The sequence below is a fragment of the Methylobacterium oryzae genome (assembly GCF_036441375.1).
Lineage (GTDB): Bacteria > Pseudomonadota > Alphaproteobacteria > Rhizobiales > Beijerinckiaceae > Methylobacterium > Methylobacterium oryzae_A.
Genome location: NZ_MLCA01000010.1, coordinates 463,604 through 483,215, shown reverse-complemented (window position 1 = coordinate 483,215; position 19,612 = coordinate 463,604). Strand labels below are relative to the sequence as shown.

The 19,612-nt window shown below is 69.6% G+C and carries 21 protein-coding genes, 5 pseudogenes, 1 riboswitch and 1 other annotated feature; of the genes and pseudogenes, 18 read left to right on the top strand and 8 right to left on the bottom strand.

Annotated elements, in window-relative coordinates; all coding sequences use genetic code 11:
- Positions 1-42: 42 nt before the first annotated feature.
- Positions 43-2,226: a TonB-dependent receptor gene (locus MOTC310_RS20695; RefSeq protein WP_331303127.1), complete on the bottom strand. Its 2,184-nt coding sequence runs from the start codon at positions 2,224-2,226 to the stop codon at positions 43-45.
- 284 nt (positions 2,227-2,510) lie between these two features.
- Positions 2,511-2,703: riboswitch (cobalamin riboswitch) on the bottom strand.
- 137 nt (positions 2,704-2,840) lie between these two features.
- Between MOTC310_RS20695 and MOTC310_RS20690 the strand changes: the two genes are divergently transcribed.
- Positions 2,841-3,275 (top strand): NUDIX hydrolase, encoded by a 435-nt coding sequence (locus tag MOTC310_RS20690; protein WP_419539939.1) that lies wholly within the window; start codon positions 2,841-2,843, stop codon positions 3,273-3,275.
- A gap of 299 nt (positions 3,276-3,574) precedes the next feature.
- Positions 3,575-3,851, bottom strand: a sequence feature (16S ribosomal RNA rRNA prediction is too short).
- A gap of 748 nt (positions 3,852-4,599) precedes the next feature.
- A pseudogene (locus tag MOTC310_RS20685) lies at positions 4,600-5,346 on the top strand (IS5 family transposase).
- 14 nt (positions 5,347-5,360) lie between these two features.
- On the opposite strand, the pseudogene MOTC310_RS20680 reads toward MOTC310_RS20685, so the two are convergent.
- Positions 5,361-6,019: pseudogene (locus tag MOTC310_RS20680) on the bottom strand (helix-turn-helix domain-containing protein); the annotation flags it as partial.
- A 631-nt stretch (positions 6,020-6,650) separates the two neighbouring features.
- On the opposite strand from MOTC310_RS20680, the gene MOTC310_RS20675 reads away from it, so the two are divergent.
- From MOTC310_RS20675 to MOTC310_RS20630, 10 genes and pseudogenes are all read left to right on the top strand, one after another.
- On the top strand, positions 6,651-6,860 hold the full coding sequence (locus MOTC310_RS20675) for a cold-shock protein (protein WP_091715344.1): 210 nt from the start codon (positions 6,651-6,653) through the stop codon (positions 6,858-6,860).
- Positions 6,861-6,965: 105 nt separating this feature from the next.
- The gene (locus tag MOTC310_RS20670) at positions 6,966-7,328 is read left to right on the top strand and encodes a DUF6481 family protein (protein WP_331303125.1); all 363 of its coding nucleotides are present in this window, start codon (positions 6,966-6,968) and stop codon (positions 7,326-7,328) included.
- Between the two features lie 41 nt (positions 7,329-7,369).
- Positions 7,370-7,567 (top strand): hypothetical protein, encoded by a 198-nt coding sequence (locus MOTC310_RS20665; protein ID WP_331292607.1) that lies wholly within the window; start codon positions 7,370-7,372, stop codon positions 7,565-7,567.
- A 111-nt stretch (positions 7,568-7,678) separates the two neighbouring features.
- Positions 7,679-7,963, top strand: coding sequence for a hypothetical protein (locus MOTC310_RS20660; protein ID WP_331292608.1), 285 nt, complete (start codon positions 7,679-7,681; stop codon positions 7,961-7,963).
- 138 nt (positions 7,964-8,101) lie between these two features.
- On the top strand, positions 8,102-8,314 hold the full coding sequence (locus MOTC310_RS20655; RefSeq protein WP_331292609.1) for a hypothetical protein: 213 nt from the start codon (positions 8,102-8,104) through the stop codon (positions 8,312-8,314).
- 759 nt (positions 8,315-9,073) lie between these two features.
- Complete coding sequence (locus tag MOTC310_RS20650; RefSeq protein WP_331292610.1) at positions 9,074-9,310, top strand: hypothetical protein; 237 nt, start codon at positions 9,074-9,076, stop codon at positions 9,308-9,310.
- Positions 9,311-9,542: 232 nt separating this feature from the next.
- Positions 9,543-9,911: a hypothetical protein gene (locus MOTC310_RS20645; protein WP_331292611.1), complete on the top strand. Its 369-nt coding sequence runs from the start codon at positions 9,543-9,545 to the stop codon at positions 9,909-9,911.
- Positions 9,912-10,110: 199 nt separating this feature from the next.
- Positions 10,111-10,278 (top strand): hypothetical protein, encoded by a 168-nt coding sequence (locus tag MOTC310_RS20640; RefSeq protein WP_331292612.1) that lies wholly within the window; start codon positions 10,111-10,113, stop codon positions 10,276-10,278.
- 121 nt (positions 10,279-10,399) lie between these two features.
- Positions 10,400-10,972, top strand: coding sequence for a hypothetical protein (locus MOTC310_RS20635; protein WP_331292613.1), 573 nt, complete (start codon positions 10,400-10,402; stop codon positions 10,970-10,972).
- A gap of 298 nt (positions 10,973-11,270) precedes the next feature.
- A pseudogene (locus MOTC310_RS20630) lies at positions 11,271-11,819 on the top strand (integrase core domain-containing protein); the annotation flags it as partial.
- 180 nt (positions 11,820-11,999) lie between these two features.
- Here MOTC310_RS20630 and MOTC310_RS20625 read toward each other — a convergent pair.
- From MOTC310_RS20625 to MOTC310_RS20615, 3 genes and pseudogenes are all read right to left on the bottom strand, one after another.
- Positions 12,000-12,350, bottom strand: coding sequence for a Rieske (2Fe-2S) protein (locus MOTC310_RS20625; protein WP_331292642.1), 351 nt, complete (start codon positions 12,348-12,350; stop codon positions 12,000-12,002).
- Positions 12,343-13,047: an ABC transporter ATP-binding protein gene (locus MOTC310_RS20620; RefSeq protein ID WP_331292614.1), complete on the bottom strand. Its 705-nt coding sequence runs from the start codon at positions 13,045-13,047 to the stop codon at positions 12,343-12,345. Before MOTC310_RS20620 ends, MOTC310_RS20625 begins: the two co-directional genes overlap by 8 nt.
- Positions 13,040-13,492 (bottom strand): annotated as a pseudogene (locus tag MOTC310_RS20615) (ABC transporter ATP-binding protein C-terminal domain-containing protein); the annotation flags it as partial. The gene MOTC310_RS20620 and the pseudogene MOTC310_RS20615, both read right to left, overlap by 8 nt.
- A gap of 148 nt (positions 13,493-13,640) precedes the next feature.
- Between MOTC310_RS20615 and MOTC310_RS20610 the strand changes: the two are divergent.
- Positions 13,641-14,594 (top strand): RluA family pseudouridine synthase, encoded by a 954-nt coding sequence (locus MOTC310_RS20610; protein ID WP_331326289.1) that lies wholly within the window; start codon positions 13,641-13,643, stop codon positions 14,592-14,594.
- On the opposite strand, the gene MOTC310_RS20605 is transcribed toward MOTC310_RS20610, so the two are convergent.
- On the bottom strand, positions 14,561-15,274 hold the full coding sequence (locus MOTC310_RS20605; RefSeq protein ID WP_331303124.1) for an alpha/beta fold hydrolase: 714 nt from the start codon (positions 15,272-15,274) through the stop codon (positions 14,561-14,563). The two genes, MOTC310_RS20610 and MOTC310_RS20605, sit on opposite strands and share 34 nt — an antisense overlap.
- A 382-nt stretch (positions 15,275-15,656) precedes the next feature.
- Between MOTC310_RS20605 and MOTC310_RS32880 the strand changes: the two are divergent.
- From MOTC310_RS32880 to MOTC310_RS20590, 4 genes and pseudogenes are all read left to right on the top strand, one after another.
- Positions 15,657-15,770, top strand: a pseudogene (locus tag MOTC310_RS32880) (ABC transporter permease); the annotation flags it as partial.
- Between the two features lie 263 nt (positions 15,771-16,033).
- Entirely contained in the window at positions 16,034-16,699 is a 666-nt protein-coding gene (locus MOTC310_RS20600; RefSeq protein WP_331303123.1) for an HAD-IA family hydrolase, read from the top strand.
- Between the two features lie 46 nt (positions 16,700-16,745).
- Entirely contained in the window at positions 16,746-17,537 is a 792-nt protein-coding gene (locus MOTC310_RS20595; RefSeq protein ID WP_331303122.1) for an ATP12 family chaperone protein, read from the top strand.
- Positions 17,538-17,673: 136 nt separating this feature from the next.
- The gene (locus MOTC310_RS20590; protein ID WP_331289931.1) at positions 17,674-17,994 is read left to right on the top strand and encodes a hypothetical protein; all 321 of its coding nucleotides are present in this window, start codon (positions 17,674-17,676) and stop codon (positions 17,992-17,994) included.
- Between the two features lie 12 nt (positions 17,995-18,006).
- Here the strand turns inward: MOTC310_RS20590 and MOTC310_RS20585 are convergent, their stop codons facing one another.
- The gene (locus tag MOTC310_RS20585) at positions 18,007-18,498 is read right to left on the bottom strand and encodes a glutathione peroxidase (RefSeq protein ID WP_331303121.1); all 492 of its coding nucleotides are present in this window, start codon (positions 18,496-18,498) and stop codon (positions 18,007-18,009) included.
- A gap of 217 nt (positions 18,499-18,715) precedes the next feature.
- Between MOTC310_RS20585 and MOTC310_RS20580 the strand changes: the two genes are divergently transcribed.
- Entirely contained in the window at positions 18,716-18,976 is a 261-nt protein-coding gene (locus tag MOTC310_RS20580; protein ID WP_331303120.1) for a DUF6894 family protein, read from the top strand.
- 51 nt (positions 18,977-19,027) lie between these two features.
- On the opposite strand, the gene MOTC310_RS20575 is transcribed toward MOTC310_RS20580, so the two are convergent.
- The gene (locus tag MOTC310_RS20575) at positions 19,028-19,561 is read right to left on the bottom strand and encodes a hypothetical protein (protein ID WP_331303119.1); all 534 of its coding nucleotides are present in this window, start codon (positions 19,559-19,561) and stop codon (positions 19,028-19,030) included.
- Positions 19,562-19,612 lie beyond the last annotated feature (51 nt).

Here is a 19,612-nt window from a genome sequence, read left to right as displayed (position 1 = left end):
GCAGCCAGCGCCGTCCCGCCTTGCCGAGCCGGCGCGGCCGGCTCACCACGTCACCGTGTAGGCGACCTCGACCGAGCGCGGGCGGCCGAGCAGCCAGTTGGTGCCGGTCCCGTTCACGGCGTTGCCCGAGATCGCGTAGACCTTGTCGAACAGGTTGTAGACCCGCACGGACAGGCGCGACTCCGCCGTGACCTGATGGTCGAGGACGAGGTTGACGAGGTTGTAGGCCGGGCGCCGCGCCGTGTTGCCGAAGTCGCTGTAGACCTGCCCCACGTTCTGGAGCCCGACCCGCGCGGTCCAGTCGCGGGTGACGTCCCAGGTCAGCCAGAGATTGGCCACGCGCTCGGGCACGTCGATCGGCTGGTTGCCGGCGTACGAGACCGTGGCGCCGCCCACCGTCTGGTCGAACCGGTCGTACTGCGCGTGGAGGAGCGCGAGGTTGCCGTCGAGGCGCCAGCCCGGCGCGAACCGCCAGCCCAGCGCCAGCTCGAAGCCCTGCGAGGACTGGCGCCCCACCTGCGTGGACAGCGTCGGCTGGCCGGGGATCGCCGAGATCAGGTTGTCCTTGACGATCCGGTAGCCCGCGACGGTCCATTCCACGGCACCGTCGAAGGCCAGCCCCTTGGCGCCGATCTCGACCTGATCGCCGGTCGCCAGCTTGAAGCCGGCCAGGGACTGAGACAGCGTGATCAGGCTGTTCACCGGGTCGGTGGCGAAGCTGTACTGGGCGTAGAGCGCGCTGTCCGGCGTCGGGTTGTAGACGAGGCCGAACCGGTAGCCGAGCGCCCGGTAGGTCTTCTCGAACCGCGATCCCGTCTGCAGATCCTCGCGGTTCAGCGTGGGCACGTCGAGGCGCACGCCGGTGAGGAACGAGAGCTTGTCCGACAGGATCAGCCGGTCCTCTGCGAAGACCGAGGCCTGGCTCGTCTGCGTGGCGTAGGCTGGGCGCGCCCGCCCGTTCTGCGGGAACAGGCCGGGATCGTAGCCGGTGAGCGGCACGCTCGTGGTCTGGTCGAAGTAGAAGTTGTTGGTGTGGCGGAAATCGATGTGGTTCACGTCGAAACCGGCCACGAACTGGTTGCGCAGGCCGAACAGGTCGCCCCGGAACGTGGCGTCGAGACGGTCCCCGACCTGCTCCTGGCTGTGGTAGATCTCCAGGTAGTCGCCCCGGTCCACGAGCCCGGTGCCGCGGTTGTAGCTGTACTGCTCGACGTCGAGCCAGTGGCGCCGGCTGGTGAGCCGGTAGGCGGTGTTGCGGATCGTGATGTCGGCCGAGGGGGACCACTCGGTCTTGAACTGGGTCCAGTTGTCGGCCCAGGTGATCTTCGCGTCGCGGACGTTGTAGTTGTTGAACCGGATGAGATCCGGGATGCGTCCCTCGACGAGCGGCGTGCCCCAGTAGCGGGCGGGCTCCTGGTAGCCGAGATCGTGGCTCAGCGTGAACGCGAGGTCGGCGCTCGGCCGGAACAGCAGCGCGGCGGAGACGGCGAGGTTGCGGAAATCACCCTCCGGCCGGATCCAGCCGTCGGCGCGGTTGCCGCTGACGTTGAGGCGGTACGCGAAGGTGTCGCCGTACTCCGCCTGGCCCAGCGGGCCGCCGGAATCGAGGGCGAGCCGCGCGACTCCATCGGTGCCGATGACCGCGCGGGCGGCGTTGATCGGCACGAAGACCGGCTTCTTGGGCACCACGTTGATGACGCCGCCGATGGCGCCGTCGCCGTAGAGCACCGAGGACGGCCCGCGCAGCACCTCGATCCGCTCGACGTTCCACGTGTCGAACGGGAAGGTCACGGTGTTGGCGCCGACGTAGAAGCGCGTGCCGTCGTAGAGCTGCTGGATCGAGTTCGGGCCCGCGAAGCCGCGGGACGTGAACGCGCCGTTGCCGTTGCCGGGCGCCGCGATGGTGGTGATGCCGGTCGCGTCCTGGGTCACGGCCTCGGCGATCGTGTCCTGGCCGCGCAGCCGCGCGGTCTCGCCCGACACGATGTCGAGGCTGGCCGGCGTCTCCAGCGGCGTCAGGCCGAGGCGGCTCGCGGTCCGGTCGGGGGTGCGCAGGTTCAGGCCGTTCGGCGGGAGGCGGCTCGGGTCGCCGCCCGCGCCCGCGACCGACAGCTCATCCAGGGTGACCGCCTCCTGGGCGGCGGTCGGACCGGCGAGGAGCGCGAGGAGAACGCCGCAGAGCGGGGCCCGCCCGTCGAGGCGGGAGCGATAGGTCGATGGAGACATGGGAGAAGCGGTCCGTGCACGGCGCGCGCCGGCCCCCACCCCGTACATGCATTGTAATAACATTACAACGCTTCGGCCGTCCGGAAGCCTCAGCCTGTGCGGGCGCGCGACGGCGTCCCGGGACAGGGAAAGAGAGTCTTAGGACGGCGGCGACGGGCATGGGGAACGGCGACGCGGGCGCGCTTGCTGTGGCACGTCACCGCGAACGAGGCCTCGGCGACCGCCTCCCTCGGGACTGGCGGCGCCTCGACACTCGCCAGGACACCCCGCCCAGCGCGTTTCGCGTGTGACCACGGCTGACGGCAGGTCTCCTGGCTCGCGGGTCGCCGCCCTCGCACCGTCTTCCCGGGGTGACCCAGTGACGTGGTGGTGAAGGGCTCGCCGCTTACAGTTGCGGGGGCAGCCGCGGCTTCGGGGCGAACCCCTCACCGCGTTCCCTTTTGATCCCCGAGGGGAACCGTCGGGCACAGCTTGGCCGTAGCGGGCGCGGGCGTCAACCGTGTGTCCGGTTGTTGCCGTGGATCGGCGCGCGGCGCGCCGGTCCGTTGCGGCCGCGCCGACGACGGCCTAGTCGTTGCGGGATGACGGTCTGGAGGCCCCCTCAGGAGATCCGCGTGAAGGCGCTGGGCCTGCCCCGGCGCGGCGACAGCCCGCGCGTGGCGGAGGTCCGCGCGGATGACGGGCGGCTGAAAGGCGTCCGGCCGCTCGGCGGCAGCGTCGCGTTCGGCGAGTGGGCCGAGGACGCCCTGATCCGCGAGTTCGAGGAGGAGCTCGGCGTCACCGTCTCGGTGCTCGGCAGCCCTCGCGTCGTGGAGAACATCTTCACGCACGAGGGGCAGGTCGGGCACGAGGTGCTGTTCCTGTTCCCGGTCGGCCTGCCGCCGGGGCGGTTCGACGGGCAGGCGCGCTTCGTCTTCCACGAGGATTGCGGCACCGCCTGCGTGGCGCGGTGGTGCGACCTGGACGGGCTCGACGTGCCGGGCGGTCCGGATCTCTTCCCCGCCGGCCTGGAGGCCCGGCTCCGCGACGCGTGGAACGCGGAGTCCTGACGGACTGAACCGCTTCGCCGCCTTTGCCGCTCGACGCGGGCGGTGCTACAGCCGGGCAATCCCATCGGTCCGGACGTCCGCGACGCCGCGGCCCATGCGCCCGGACGCTCCGTCCGACGCGGAGACGGGTGCCGGCGGAAGCATGACGACACGACCTCCCAGAAGCGGCGGGCCGAAGGGGCGCAAGCCTCAGGCCGGCAAGTTCGATGCGGGCAAGTTCAGGGGCGGCAAGGCCCAGGCCGACGGGCGCGCCCGCACGGGCCCGCGCACCAGCGCCCGAGACGCCGCCGAGCGCGCGGCCCGCAACCGCGGCGAGGATGCCGCTGCGCGCGATCCCAGTGTGGCTGATCATCCTCTCAGACCAGCTACTGATCGTCGCCTTGGTAGGCCGTTACCCCACCAACTAGCTAATCAGACGCGGGCCGATCTTCCGGCAGTAAACCTTTCCCCATAAGGGCGTATCCGGTATTAGCCCTAGTTTCCCAGGGTTATTCCGAACCAGAAGGCACGTTCCCACGCGTTACTCACCCGTCCGCCGCTGACCCCGAAGGGCCCGCTCGACTTGCATGTGTTAAGCCTGCCGCCAGCGTTCGCTCTGAGCCAGGATCAAACTCTCACGTTGAAGAGATTGATCTAAGCTGATCACAACATCTTGACAGAGGCTCACAATCATCCAGGCATCCCTGCCCGGATAGTGTGAGCTTCCGAAGCGTTGAACAGCTCGCTTCTCTCGATGATCCAGCTTTCGCCGGATCCGCAAGGACAAGCGCCGTCCACGCTTCTCTTTCTCGTATTCACTTGTCAAAGAGCGGCGCCCGCTCGCGCAGGAACCATTCGAGATCGACGGAAAACCACTCCAGCTCTCGCCGGCAGTTGCTCGCGCTCGTCTCGGGAAGTCTGTCCGGGCGGCCCGCCCTGCTCGGGCACCGCGTCGGGAGCAGCCGTATAGGGCGCCCCAAATCGGCTGTCAATCGCCCCCCTCACCAGCCGAAAAACGACCCCGGACCGTGACGGCNACAGCTCGCTTCTCTCGATGATCCAGCTTTCGCCGGATCCGCAAGGACAAGCGCCGTCCACGCTTCTCTTTCTCGTATTCACTTGTCAAAGAGCGGCGCCCGCTCGCGCAGGAACCATTCGAGATCGACGGAAAACCACTCCAGCTCTCGCCGGCAGTTGCTCGCGCTCGTCTCGGGAAGTCTGTCCGGGCGGCCCGCCCTGCTCGGGCACCGCGTCGGGAGCAGCCGTATAGGGCGCCCCAAATCGGCTGTCAATCGCCCCCCTCACCAGCCGAAAAACGACCCCGGACCGTGACGGCTCTAGGTAAATGGCACGGTTGTTCTGGCTCTCGGATGACACCGGGGCGCGGAGCGAGCCGCACCTGCCGCACGGCCAACCGGGCAAACCTGGGGTCGACGACAGGGGTGGGATCGGCGGCATCCTGCACGTCCGGAAGGTCCGCTGCCGCTGGCAGGACACGCCCTCCGCCTATGGCCCACACACGACGATCTACAACCGCTACAACAGGTGGTCTCAGCGCGGGATCTGGCAGCGGCTGTTTGCCAAGATCGCGGTTGCAGGCTCCGTTCCAGACGGTCTGATGCTCGACGTGTCCCACGTGAAGGCCCGCCGCTCGGCAGCTGGCGGAAAAGGAGGGGCCTGGAGCCAGGCGGTCGGCCGCTCGCGCGGCGGGTTCATGAGCAAGATCCATTGCTTGGCCGATGGTCGTGGCCGACCGGTTGCGTTCGCCCGGCAACGTGGTCGACATCACCATGGCGCTGCCTCTGCTGTGCGCTGTGGTGCCTCCGAAGCGTCCGGTCGCCGGCAGGGCCTATGACGCGCAGAGCCTGAGAGATTGGCTGAAGAGCCGGCGGCTGATCGCCACCATCCCGTCCACGGCCACCCGGACGGTGCCCTACAAGCACAGCCGGGTCGCCTACCGGCGGCGCAATCGGATCGAGCGGCTGTTTGGCCACCTCAGAACTGGCGGCGCGTCGCGACCCGCTACGATCGCTTAGCCTGCAACTATCTGGCCGCCGTCGCGCTCATTTCTTGCGTCATCGCTTGGACCTGAATGTGTCCCTTACCTAGCGTGACGGTGACGTCGCACGCCCGCATCGTCGCGCACGGCTTCCACGCCACGATAGGGCGCGAAAGATCGTCGGGCACCGTCGAGAGAGAGTAGTAGCCCCCCTCCCACGACCTTCAGGTAGGTGAAATCCGTCTGCCGGAGCTGGTTGTGCGCGGTCGTCCTGTCGCAGAATGCGTCGGCGGCTTTGACCACGATGTAGGCCGGGCTGGTATCAGGTCCTGGGCTTTGAGCAGGCGGTAGACGGTTGCCCCCGAGACGAAGTGGCGCCGCTCATCGGTGAATCGCAACGCCAACTCGCGCCGGCTGAGCTCCGGCTGCTCCAGCGCGAGGGCGACGATCTGCTCGTGGATCTCTGCGGGCAGACGGTTCCAGACCCGACTGGTCCGGGACAAACGATCCGCCGATGCCTACGGGCCGCCGCACTGGAAGGCGTCATACCAGCGGTAGAAGGTAGCACGCCGGATGGTGGGCTTCTCCAAGGTGGCACGCACCGGCAGGTGAGACGGCTCGACCAGTTGGATGATCTCCAGCTTCTCAGAGGCCAGGTACTTCATGCCACGTCGCCCCACCCCCAATCATACTTTTTTCAGCGGGCGATTCTGCAGGACGAGGTCGGCTACGCTTCCTTCAGCGCACCGGTTTCGCGGCGCAGCTGTGCGAGGTCCCAACCGCCTGCCCGCTGCCTTCGTCCTGTAGGTCGGTGTCGGCGGCCTCAGGTGGCCTCAGGCGGGAGCAGCGGCGCACCACGCCGCGGGTAGCGCCCTAGGCGTGCTTGTGGAGCCTCCGGACCGTTTTGAGGACGCATCGCTGCTTTATGTCCGCCGAGCGCATCCCAAGCCTCTGCATCTCAACCTATGCCGCTAGCCGCTTCCGGGCAGTCGGCCGACGTTGCGGAGCGACTGGTATGGGTGCGGCGCCGATCGTCGCTCTCAGGCAGGAATTACGGACTGACACCGATGACCTGGCGCAGCAGGTGGTTCTGCGACAGAGCTGGCAGGCAGCCGATCTCGAACCTCGTCCGAGCTGTCCGCGCGAGCGCTCGGGACGGAGTGGCAGGATAAATATTTTCCGCGCAGATCGGTATGAATGAACTTATTTCGCCGCGCGGTTGTCATCGTCGCAGCGATAGCGTAAAGATGATCCCTCGACTTTTGGCCAGATATCCGGCCGCATCGCCTCAACAGGGCGAGCGCTCTGCATCTCTCCCATTTTCGACGATCGGCGACCGGGCGCGTACGATTCACGCGCCCGGCCTTGTTGTTTGCCTAACTTGATATGGATTACTTATGACCATCGGCACCGTTAAATGGTTCAACGACACCAAAGGCTTCGGCTTCATCCAGCCGGATGACGGCGGTAAGGACGTGTTCGTCCATATCTCCGCCGTCGAGCGCGCCGGCATGCAGGGCCTGAGCGAGGGCCAGAAAGTTTCCTACGAGATGGAGACCGACCGCCGGAGCGGCAAACAGTCAGCGGGCAGCCTGCAGGCCGCTTGAGCACCGCGGGTCCGCCCGTGACGCGCTTCGAAGCCGTTCCCATCGCGGAACGGCTTTTCGATTTCACGCCCCGGAGCTGAACTCTGGGACGCCTCAGGAGAGTCCGTGATCCCTTTCAAAAGCAACCAACTCGTCGATCGTCTTGAAGCGACGGCCAAAGCGCGGCAGGCCACGCTGGCTCGCTTCCGGGCACGCCCCGCGGCTGATGATCCGGCCGTCCTTGCCCGCCAAGCTGCGCGTCACGCGGTTGTTCAGGCGCGAGAGGTGCGGTCGACCGAGCGGGAAGCGGCCCGTCTCGCCGCGCAGACCGCGCGCGAGGCTGAGGTTCTGGCCGCGGAGGCCGATGCCGCCGCCGAGCGCGTCCGTCAGGCTGCAGAAAAGGCGGACCGGCAGGCTACCCTCGCGGCCGAGCAGAAGGCCGCGCGCGACGCGCGTTTCGCGGCCCGCAAGGCGCGGGCCCGCCGGTAAGTCGGCCCCAGTCTGCAAACGCCATCACCCGGAGGACGCCTATGTCTCACAAGTTCAAGATCGGCCAGCAGGTCAGGCAGCTGGGGGTCAGCTACGCCGGTGGGAAAAGCACCGTCGACGGCCTCTTCGAGGTGGTTCGCCTGACGCCGGACGACCGTTCCGGCGAGCCGACGTATCGGATCCGGTCTGCGGGCGGCGAGCGCGCCGTGCGGGAGGGCGAGCTCACACGCGCGACCTAAGTGGTCTCGGTCGACCCACCCTTCGGACGGAGAGACAACGCCCTGCAATGTGCATCCGCCAAGGTTTTCTGACTGCGTGGAGATGCGACGGACAGTGCGCGATCGAGGTTGTTGAAGCTCGCGATGATGAACACGCCTACTCATTCGGCCGAAGCGGCGATGATCGAGCCCAATCAGACGGCCTTCATCCTCAAGGTGACGCGGCCTGACGAGGCGGAATTGTCCGGGCAGTTGGTGATGTTCTACGTCGCGATCACCACATCCGAGCCCGAAGCGCTGGCCATCGTGCGCCGCGCGGTGAAGGAGGACGCGACCGTCGAGGCGACGGGCGTTCGCCTTTCTCAGCAGACGGCCAGCGCCCTCAATCTGGAGGCCGGTCTCGCGCGCGCCCTCTGACGCAACCGCTACGTCCGGCAACGCAGCGAAGCTTCGCGATAGGCCCCGGCTAAAGCGTTCTCACGGTCGAGTTGGACCTCCGGACGGGACATCGCGTTGTGATAAAGGGGCGGTGAACGGAGGAGGTCGGCTTTGGACATGGGTCGCCTCGCGGAGACCGAGAATGCCCTTGCCGTCACGGATCGCCTCTGGCGCGCCGAGATGCGGCGGGTCTTCGGACCGGACGCTGTTCTGCTCCACGGCTTCGGTGCCGAGCGTCAGGGTGAGCCCGGGACGCGGCTGCGCACGACCTTCGAGGCGAGACGGAACGCGATCGCGGCGTGGCGGCATGTGAGACGGCCGGCAGCGTGAGCCAAGCGTACGAATGGGCCTAGTCATCCGCACCCGGTACGTTCCGGCGCCCCGCCGCCCGATCCGAGAAATGGCGGTGGCGCTATGGTCCGAGAAGGCGCATAGTTCACGTATCCCTCCGCGCAATCCCGTGCCCTGGGCGACGATGCGGAGACCGAGATGGCTCGCGAATTCACGACCGGCAAAGCGCAGGCGGTGACGCCCGAAGACTTCAACGAGCGAGTGAAACGACTTCTGGCCAACAAGCCTGAGCCGTTCAAGCCCGAACCGAAGATCCGGAACTTCAGGACCGGAAGGGCTCCGCAGAAGATTTTAGGGCGGTGCTCGCCGGATCGCGGGCGTCACCCGTCCCGCTCTGATCGTTCCCCGGGGTCGCTCGACCGCGCGGCGAGGGCTGCGGAATGCCTCCGGTGGTCTGCCACCGCTGCGGGCGGGGAGCGGTGCCTGTAACTGCAGCGGCGTAACAGCGAGGTCAGGCTCATCCCAAGCGAAACACGCCCCCGCCGCCGCAGACGAGACGGGGCCCCGAGGCTTCCCGCAGCCTCCGTCCTGGATCGATCCTGCGGCTCCTGCACAGTGTGTTGTCGTGTTCTGGAGATCCAAGCTCTCGACAAGCCCGCGGGAATCCTGTGCCGGCACAACACCGGAACGGGGTGTGGGATCTACCCCGAGCGCCCGGACGCCTGCGCCCGGTGGCATTGCCTGTGGCGCAGGATCAGCGCGCTGCCGGACGCGCTCAGGCCTGATCGATCCGGCGTGATGTTCTCGATGGATAGCCGATCTCCCGCGGCGGATGGGCCGAATTCAGCCTGCATCGTCGGTCGTGCCGTGCGCGACGTCGAAGACTTCGACCGACCGGATGCGATCGAAGGCTTCGCCATGTTCGTTCGCGAGGGATCCTTGCCGGTGTGGAAGGCATCCGATCGCGGTGCGATTCTGGTGCATCCAGGCCCCCAGATCGCGCCGCCGTGGAGCGAGGTGCGGTCGCCTGCCTGACTGGCCCGACGCTGGTCTCCGAACGACCCAGGCCGCCGTCGCGATCCCCATTCTGACTGCCGCCGAACTTGGCCATGACGCTGCCGGCCCGACACCCTTCCCCCGGTGTCCCGCGCAGACGGACAAACCCGCGTAGGCTGACCGCATGACAATGCGAAGCCCATAGCGACCGACAGAGTGTGCTATTGCAACCGTGAGGGTGCGTCCGTCGATACCCGAACAGGAGATTCCGATGCTTGTCATCCGGTGGCTGATCTCCAAAACGATCCAGCTTTTCCTGGGAAGCGCACACGCGCGCAGGTCCGATAAGACGGCAAAAAGGAAGGAAAACGGGACGTTCGAGGGCGCGTCCGCGAGCAAGGATAGGAAGTTCGAGGAAAACTACGCTGCGGCTGCACGACTCCTCAGGACCCGGATCGATAAAGAGTTTCCGGATGCCTACTATGCGAGGCTGAGCTCCGGCCGGAACAGTTCGTACGATTACGGACAGGACCGTGCCCTCGCCATCGACACCATGTCGATCGCCATCGCCATGGCGCTGCGGAACGGTGCCACCGTCCAACAGGCCGCCCAGGCTGGGGCGGCGAGCATCGGCATCTAATCGAAACCGGGGAGCGCCGGGCTCCGCCGGACTGCTCGGCCTTATCTTCTGGCGTTATCCCTTACCGGCCGCGCTTGAGATAACTCGCAGCATGATCTCCTGGGCGGCGAGGTCATCCCGATCCGCCCTGCTGACGAGCGCGCGACGTTTGTTCGAGCACGCTTCGTGTCCGGTCATGCACCACTAGCGGTCAGTGAACGTGCGGGAGTGGCGTCCTGGGCATCAGGCCCTCGACGCGCAGCTTCAACCGGGTGGCCCGGATTGCCTCCACGGTGCGCCGGGGAACGTCACGGGCTACGCCCTCGGCTTCGAGCTCCGTGAGCCGGTCAATCAGCTGTCCTCGCTCCTGAAGGCCCGGGCGCTGTGACATGCAGACGGTTATCCCGATCAGCTTCTGCATCACCGGGCACATCCGCGCTCGAACAGGCTCTACCATACCGAGCAGCCATCGTGGTCGGACATCGCCTCAGCCTCGACCGCTGGTCTTCATGGCAGTCGCGACCGTGCCCTTGCTCGAGGGCGCCGCGGCGTTGGTCTTGGGCACGGGCTTCTTCGGCTTCCTGGTCTCGCGATTCCCGCGCTTCTTTTCCGTCGCCACCGTGTTGCTCCTGGATATGCTGCGCGGCCGGACGGAGCCGTTCTCACCGTCCGGTCGTGGGGTGGTCCGCAAGCTGGATCGCGGTCGCGAGCGGGCTCTCGACCGAGCCGAAGACGGCCACGAGCCGATCACTGGCCCAGAGCTCGGTGCGATGGCCGTCGATCAGTCGCGCCGCCTGCCGCTTGGCGTCACCGTCGTCGCGAGCGGTGATGATGCAGGACCTGAGCACACCGCCACCCTGAGCGAACCGATGCACCTGATAGGCTCGGCGCGCGTGGCGAGAGCGGGGCTTTGTGGAGAACGTGATAATGTCCGCCATGCGCGCCTGTCCGTTGCAGGCGGGGGCATGGACCCTCAGCCACCGGAGCCTGGATCAACCGATCCGGTGATGTTGGCACTCTGCGCTTTCGCAACCGGTAAAGATAGCTCTGACGGGAGCGGCCGTTTCCACACCCTGCCGTAAGCTCGATCCTTCGTCGGCTTGACTGGCTCATCGCCGCGATTGACTGGGGGCGGAGTCGGCGCGAGACGCCGCTTGAACACGCCATGATTGGGTGGGCACCCGGCCCGGTATCTTGCAAGGACTCACAACCCACCGGATCCACGTATCAGCGTCGTCGAAAAATGTAGAAAAGGCTCGCCGGAATGCTTTTCAGGGTCACAGGTCTCCAATTGCGGCCTCGATCGTCATGCGCTGATCGAGCTGTGCTTGGCCTGCCGAATGCGGATAGGAACGCTCCTAAAACTTTGCCGAAACTTCATTGAAGGTCGCGAGCCGCCATAGACCCCGAAGCCGCCTGTAGCTGAACAACGGCTCGGGCAAACGGCTGCGTCCGCTCCACCGCAATCGCGTCTGGAGCTTCGACTTCGTACAGGCGCAGACCCGCGACGGGCGGAGCCTGCGCATCCTGACGCTGATCGACGAGCACAGCCGGGCCTGCCTGGCGCTGAAGGTCGCACGGTGGATCGACAGCGTCGGCGTGATCGAGGCCCTGGCCGATGCGATGTGCCTGCACGGCATCCCGGAGCACATCCGCTGCGACAACGGCCCGGAGATGATCTCGAAGGCGCTACGCAAATGGGTCGCCAGGACGGGGCCGCAGATCCAGTACATCGCACCCGGCTCGCCGTGGGAGAACGGGTCTTGCGAGAGCTTCGACGGAAAGCTGCGCGACGCGTGCCTGCGTCAGGAGATCTTCTGCTCGCTGAAGGAAGCGCGGATCGTGATCAGTCTATGGCGAAACACATACAACCGCGTCCGCCCGCATTCGTCGTTAGGCTACCGGCCGCCCGGCATGTCGAGCCGGCTGCCCCCCCGCGGACCAGTTCCTCCGACCCGGAGCCTGCCGGATCTGTCGCATCGCGGCGGCGCCGGGTGGCTGTCCCTGCGGGTTCAACGCGACGAGCGCGCTCCGGAGAAGGTCGGGTCGAACCGGCTTGCGAAGCAGCGGGACCGCGCTGTCCGAGGTCTGTCGCAGGCGATCGGGCGCTCATGGAGCCTGCCCGGGGAAGCCCGCTCCCGTCCTGAGCCACAGCCCGTCCAGCGCCGCCTCGATCGCGAACAGGCGCAGGGCACGGAACGACCAGCCGGGCGAGACGGAGCCGTCCCGAAGGTCGAACGAGGCGCGGTGCCGGGGGCAGAGCAGCCGCCCTGCCACGCATCGGCCGCGAGCGAGGTCGGCCCCCTCGTGCGGGCAGGCGCGCTCGGCGGCGACGATCCGCGCGCCGGCCCGCACGAGGATCAGCTGGCGGCCGGCGACCGTGACCGGCAGGAGGTCCCGGTCGCCGAGCAGGTCGGCCGGGCCGAGGCGGATCCGCCCCGGCGCGCGCCCGTCAGCCACCGAGATAGGCGTCCCGCACGTGGGGATCGGCGATGAGGTCCTGCCCGCGTCCCTCGAGGACGATCCGGCCGGTCTCCAGCAGGTAGGCGTAGTCGCAGAGCTCGAGGGCCGCGAAGGCGTTCTGCTCGACGAGCAGCACGGTCGTGCCAGCATCGCGGATCGCCCCGATCACCGCGAACATCCGCTCGACGATGTTGGGGGCGAGCCCCAGGGAGGGCTCGTCGAACAGCACGAGCTTCGGGCGCCCCATCAGCGCGCGGCCGATCGCCAGCATCTGCTGCTCGCCGCCCGACAGCGTGCCGGCCGCCTGGTCGCGGCGCTCCGCGAGGCGCGGGAACTCCCCGTAGATGCGCGTCAGGTCCGCCGCGACCGCCGCCCGGTCGCGGCGCAGATAGGCGCCCATGGCGAGGTTCTCGGCGACCGTCATCTGCGGGAAGACGCGCCGCCCCTCCGGGCAATGGGCGATGCCCGCCGCCAGGATCCGGCGGGGCTCCGCCCCCGCGATGTCCCGGCCGGCGAACCGGATCGCGCCCGCGCGCGGCGCGACGAGGCCGGAGATCGCCCGGAGCGTCGTCGACTTGCCGGCCCCGTTCGCGCCGACGAGGGCCACGAGCTGGCCCTCGCGCACCTCGATCGTGAGCCCCTTCAGCGCCGTGACGTGGCCGTAGCCGCAGACGAGGTCGCGGATCTCAAGCATGGACCGCCTCCTGAGCGGCGGCGGCCTGACGGGCGGCGCTGCCTTGGCCGAGATAGGCCTCGATCACCGCCGGGTCGGTACGGATCCGGTCCGGCGGCCCCTCCGCGATCAGGCGGCCGTAATTGAGGACGACGATGCGATCGGAGACCTCCATGACCATCGGCATGTCGTGCTCGACGAGAAGGATGCTGACGCCACGCTCGCGGATCTGCCGGATCAGCCGAACGAAAACCCGCGTCTCGGAGGCGTTCATCCCCGAGACCGGCTCGTCGAGGAGCAGCATGGCGGGCTCGGTGGCGAGCGCCAGCGCCACCCCGACGAGGCGCTGCTCCCCGTAGGCGAGGGCGCCGGCCTTCTCGTGCGCCCGGCCGGCGAGCCCGACCCAGTCGAGGAGCGCCTCGGCGCGGGCCCGCGCCGCGCGCTCGGCNAGCCGGCCTCCGGCCAGGCGCCCGGCGGCCCCCGCCCCCGCGCTTGCCGCAGCCCCTGCCCCCGCTTCTGCTCCCGGTCCGACCCGGCGCGAGCAGCGCGCCGCCGCCTCCGCGACGCTCGCCTCCGGCGTGCAGACCCTGACGGTCGAGCCGGACGAGGCCGGGATGCGGATCGACCGCTTCCTCACCGCCCGCTTCCCGCTCCTGCCCTTCACCCGCGTGCAGACCATCGTGCGCAAGGGCGAGTTGCGGGTCGACGGCAAGCGCGCCAAGCCGAACGACCGGCTGGAGCCGGGCATGAGCGTGCGCGTGCCGCCGCTGCGCCTCGACCAGCCCACCGAGCGGCCGCGCAGCGCCGCGCGCGAGCAGGACGACGCCGCGTTCATCCGGTCGCTGATCCTCTACGAGGATGCCGACATGATGATCCTCAACAAGCCCTTCGGCCTCGCGGTCCAGGGCGGGTCGGGGACGGTCCGGCACGTGGACGGCCTGCTCGCCGCGCTCACGGGTCCGGACGGCCAGAAGCCGCGCCTCGTCCACCGGCTGGACAAGGACACGGCCGGCTGCCTGATCATCGCCAAGACCCGGCTCGCCGCCGCGACGCTGGCGAAAAGCTTCCGCTCGCGGGCGGCTCGGAAGATCTACTGGGCGCTCACCGCGGGCGTGCCGCGGGTCCGGCAGGGGCGCGTCTCGACCTACCTCGCCAAGGAGGAGCCCACCGACGCCGACGCGCGGATGCGGGTCGCCAAGCACGGCGACGAGGGCGCGAGCCACGCGCTGACCTACTACGCGATGGTCGATCAGGCCGCCCAGAAGCTGTCCTGGCTGTCGTTCAAGCCGGTCACCGGCCGCACCCACCAGCTGCGCGCCCACGCGGCCCATATCGGCCACCCGATCGTGGGCGACCCGAAATACTTCTCGGTGGAGAATTGGGAGCTGCCGGGCGGCATCCAGAACCGCCTCCACCTGCTCGCCCGGCGGATCGTCATCCCGCACCCGCGTACCGGCAAGCCGGTCGACGTGAGCGCGCCGCTCCCGCCCCACATGGCCCAGAGCTGGAACCTCCTGGGCTTCGACGCCGCCCGCTATGACCCGATCGTCGAGGCCCCGGAGGCCTGAGCCCGCAGCCAGGGCACGGTCGCGTCCACGAGGGCGTCCGGGGCTTCCAGCGGCAGCATGTGGCCCGACCCGTCGATCACCGTCAGGGTCGCGCCCGGGATGCCGTCCCGGAGCTCCCGCGCCTCGTCGAGGCTGCGCAGGGCGTCCTGAGCCGCCGCCACGACCAGGGTCGGGCAGCCGATCGCGCCGAGGCGGTCGCGGTCGGATTCCCGCGCCTGCCCGGCCTGGCGCAGGAAGACCTCCCCGCCGAGACGGTCGCCCATCTGCCGGATCCGGGCCAGGAGGGGGCCGTCGCCGGCCCGGTCCGGGTGCACCGACTGGAGGATCGCCGCGCGGCTGAGACCCCGGTAGCCCTGCTGGCGGATATGGGCGACCGCGGCGGCTTTCCGACGCGCCTGGGCGGGCGTGTCGGCCCGCGACGAGGTGGCGACGAGGACGAGCGCCTCCACCCGGTCCGGCACGAGCGGGGCGACCGCGCGGGCGACGTAGCCGCCCATGGAGAAGCCGATGAGCCCGAAGCGCGCCGGCGCCTCCGCGGCGACGCGGCGCGCCATGTCGGCGATGGCGGCGTCCCGCGCGAGGTCGCCGTGCGCGACCGGACCGACCTCGGCGAGGCGCGCGACGATGTCCGACCAGAGGTCGGCATCGGTCATGAAGCCGGGCAGCAGCACGAGGTTCATCGCCGGATCACCGTTGCCATCACCTGGATTACCGTGACGCGAGCGCCCCGCCGCGCCGCGGAATCCCCGGTGGAAGTGGGGCGCCGCCCGAGCATCCGGTGCGGCGCATGCCTTGGCAATCGGCCGCGCCGCCTCATATGCTGCCCCGCGCCCCGCCGATCCGCCGCGGGGCCTGTTCCCGGCGGTTCGAGACCCTGACACATGAAGCTCGCGATGCTGGCCTGCCTCGCCGCCCTGTGCCTCACCGGGCCGACCGCGCATGCCGCACCGGGCGAGACGATCAAGGCGCCGCCGACGGCGAACGGCACCCACCCGCCCGAGACGGCGGCCCCGCATCCGGCGGCGCCCGCACAGAGCGCGGCGCCCGCGCAGNGGCAGCACCTGCGCGGACATCCCCTGGCACTGGCTCGGCACCGACAACACCACGCGGGACGTGCTGGCGCGGGTGATCTACGGCTTCCGCATCTCGGTCCTGTTCGGCCTGATCCTGGCCGCGGGCCAACAGTGCCCGCGCGGAGCGCCGGCGGCGCTCCTATGCGGCCTGCAATCGCGCCTCGCACCAGCGCGGATTGCGCGGCGGCAAGCGCCGGCGCTTCCTGATCCGCTGCCGGCTCGGCTACGAGCGGACCCGGGTCCCCGGCGGGCAGCCCGCCGCGGCCGCGCCGGCACAGCCGGGCCGGAAGCCGTGACGGAGACCCGCATCTTTCCGCCCGCGCCGTCGGGGCGGCTTTCTGCGCGTTTCGCGGCGCGTCGGTCGCGATGAGGCTCGTCGTCTTCGACGTCGACGGCACCCTCGTCGACAGCCAGCACCTGATCGTGGCGGCCCAGGAGGTTGCGTTCGCGGAGAACGGTCTGCCGGCGCCCGGGCGGCGGGAGGCCCTGTCGGTGGTCGGCCTGTCGCTGCCGCAGGCCTTCCGGCGCCTAGTCGGCGAGGACGGCCCGGTCGCGGAACTCTCGGAGAGCTACAAGCAGGCCTACAACCGCCTGCGGCTCGACCCCGCCCACGAGGAACCCCTGTTCCCCGGTATGGCCGACCTGCTGACCCGGCTGCACGGGCGCTCCGACGTGCTGATCGGCCTCGCCACCGGGAAGTCGCGGCGCGGTGTCGACCGGCTGATCGCGCATCACGGCTGGGCGGGCTGGTTCGCCACCACCCAGAGCGCCGACGACGCGCCGTCGAAGCCGGATCCGACCATGCTGCAGCAGGCGATCCGCGAGGCCGGCTGCGAGCCCGGGGCCACCGTGATGGTCGGCGACACCACCTTCGACGTCGCCATGGGCGTGGCGGCCGGTGCCACCGCGATCGGCGTCGCGTGGGGCTACCACCCGCCGGACGCGCTCTACGGGGCCGGGGCCGCGACGGTGGTCCCGAGCGCCGCGGCGCTGGAGGCGCTGCTTCTGGAGGGGCTCGCGACCGGCGCGTGATCGCGAAAGGCTCGCGCGCGGGGCCGGAAGTGCCTATCTCGCCCGCATGAGCGATCAGACGACAGACTGGCTCGGCGAGCCGAGCGATGGCGAGAAGCCCGATCCGGTGCGGGCGGCCCGCGGCCACGCCAAGCCGGCCCTGCCCCGGCGGTTCTACGGCGAGGCCGCCTTCGCCGAGGACCAGGGCGGATACCGGCTGACACTGGACGGACGTCCGGCCAACACGCCGGCCCGCAACCCGCTGCGCCTTCCCAACCGGGGTCTGGCCGAGCGTGTCGCGGCGGAGTGGCAGGCCCAGGACACCGCGATCGACCCGGCGCGGATGCCCCTGACCCGGCTCGCCAACACAGCGATCGACGGCGTCGCGCCCCGGCTGGCCGAGGTCGCGGCCGATCTCTGTGCCTACGCGGGCACCGATCTCGTGGCCTACCGGGCCGGAGACCCGGAGCGCCTCGTGGCGGCCCAGGCGGCGGCCTGGGATCCGATCCTCGCCTGGGCACGCGACGCGTTCGGCGCGCGGGTGATCCTGAGCGAAGGCGTCATGCATGTCGCGCAGCCGGCCGACACGGTCGCGGCCCTCTCCGCGGCGGTGAACGCGGTGACGGACCCGTTCCAGCTGGCGGGCCTGCACACCCTGACGACGCTGAGCGGCTCCCTGCTGATCGCCCTGGCGGTTCTCAAGGGCCGGCTGACACCAGCGGAGGCCTGGGCGGCGGCCCATGTCGACGAGACCTACCAGGCCGCCGTCTGGGGGCGCGACACCGAGGCGGCGGCCCGCCTGGAGGCGCGCCGGACGGAGTTCGAGGCGGCCGCCGCGTTCGTCGGCGCCGGCGCCTGAGCCGGGCCGCCGTCCGCAGCGGCCGCGCAGATGCAATTGCGCAACAATCCCGCATTCGCGACGCCCGCCCCGCGTCGGCGGCTGACAAAGCGCGAACACTGTTTTAGGGTTGGCGCACATTGTGTTCGAGTCGACGATGCGTGCCGATCAGCCTGTCCGATGCAGATTTGAGGGCGAGCTGGCTAATTTGGTCGCGTCGAAGAAGTCTTCCCAGGATCCTGACGCGCGATACGCGCTCTTCGACGCTCTTTCGGACCTCGAGCGCCGTGCTCAGAGCGCCGGGGCGCCCGACTTGACCTTGCGCAAGATCGCCGAGATCCGGTTCCTGACGGGCATCCTGCGCGAGTCGGTACGCCCGTTTCCGATCGCGCCCCTGCGGACGGTGCTGCGCGCCCGCGAACGCGGCGACAGACGCCGCGTCTCCCCGGCCGCGGCCGCGGATCTCGACGCGGTCTGACGCGGGCGCGGCTCAGGCGGGCTTGGCCAGGGCAGCCTGGATCTTCGCCTCCAGGGCCGCGGGCTTCGTCCCGGGCCCGAACCGGGCGATGACCCGTCCGTCGCGTCCCACCAGGAACTTGGTGAAGTTCCACTTGACCGCCCGCGTGCCGAACAGCCCGGCTCGCGCCCGGGTGAGATGGGCGTAGAGCGGGTCGGCCCCCGACCCGTTCACCGCGATCTTGGCGAGCACCGGGAAGCTCACGTCGTAGCGCAGCGCGCAGAAGCTCGCGATCTCGGCGGCGTCGCCCGGCTCCTGCGCCCCGAACTGGTTGCAGGGGAAGCCCAGGACCGTCAGCCCCGCCTCCCGGTGCCGGCGCCAGAGCGCCTCGAGCCCCTCGTATTGCGGGGTGAAGCCGCAGCGGGAGGCCGTGTTCACGATGAGCAGCACCCGACCGCGATACTGCGCGAGCGGGTACGGCGTTCCGTCGGCCGCGGAGACACTGAAATCGTGAACGGTCGTCATGCCCGATCACTCGGGCAAACCGGCCGGATCCGCAAGGCTCGCGCGACGCGGCATCGCGTCGGCGGCGGGGTTCGGAGATCCCGGTCGGGAGTCGAGCCCCGTCTATGGCCGGGACCGCGCGGGTGGCGTAACGGATCCGCCAGTCGCGACGATCCTCGGCACGGTCGCGAGTGAGGGAGCCTCGCATCCCGCGCCTGGATTCGACCGGGATGCGTGGATGCCGCGCTATCACTTCCACATCCACGACGGATCCACGATCCTGAACGCGGCGGGCGTGGAGTTGCCGGACTGGCACTCCGCGCGGCCGGAGGCCGTCCGCCGCGCCGGCGACATCCCGAAGCAGGACGCCCAGCGCATCGCCCTCGGGACGGATCGGCGGCTTGAGCACACGGACGCGACGGGGCTGATCCTGTTCCAGATGGCCTTCCCGGTGGTCGAATCTCCGGTGATGCGGAGGCAATCCGCCACGGAACGCTGAGCCGCTCCGGTTCCTGAGCCGTCACGAGCCGGCTCGGCCCGGGTCGGCGGCTCAGGCCGGCACTTTCCGGACGTCGAAGCTCGGGCCCTGTGGCGTCATCCGATCGGTGGTGACGATGCGCTCGTCGGCGCCGACAATTCCGAGGCTGACGTCGCGGTCCGGCAGGATGACGGTTGTGCTCTTGTTGACGTGGACCAGCACGTGCCGCCGCAGGGGCACCGAGGCCACCGCCCAGCGCCTGAGCTGCCCGTAATAGGGCTCGCGCCGCCACGCGCCCGGCTGTCCGGGATCGACCTGCACGTTCATGTTGCGGGTGAGCGGGTCGAGGCTCAGGACCATCTTGGCGCGGTCCGGCTTCCATTCCGGTCCGAGCCAGCCCTCCGTCATCCAGAGGCAGTGGAACGCCCGGCAATGGTCCGGCCGGGTGGCATGGATGGCGCAGCCCTGGCCGGCCCTGGTGTGGCGGCACCACTGGCCCGCGACGCTCTCGACGGCGGGCACGTCGTAGACCTTGCAGCACAGCGTGCAGGGGCCGCAGGCGCGGCCGGGGGCGGGTTGTGCGACGAAGGCTTCCGGATTGAGCATCGGTCGGGCGCGGCGAGGGGCGGTGCTGGCGGCATGCGTCCGGCAACGGCC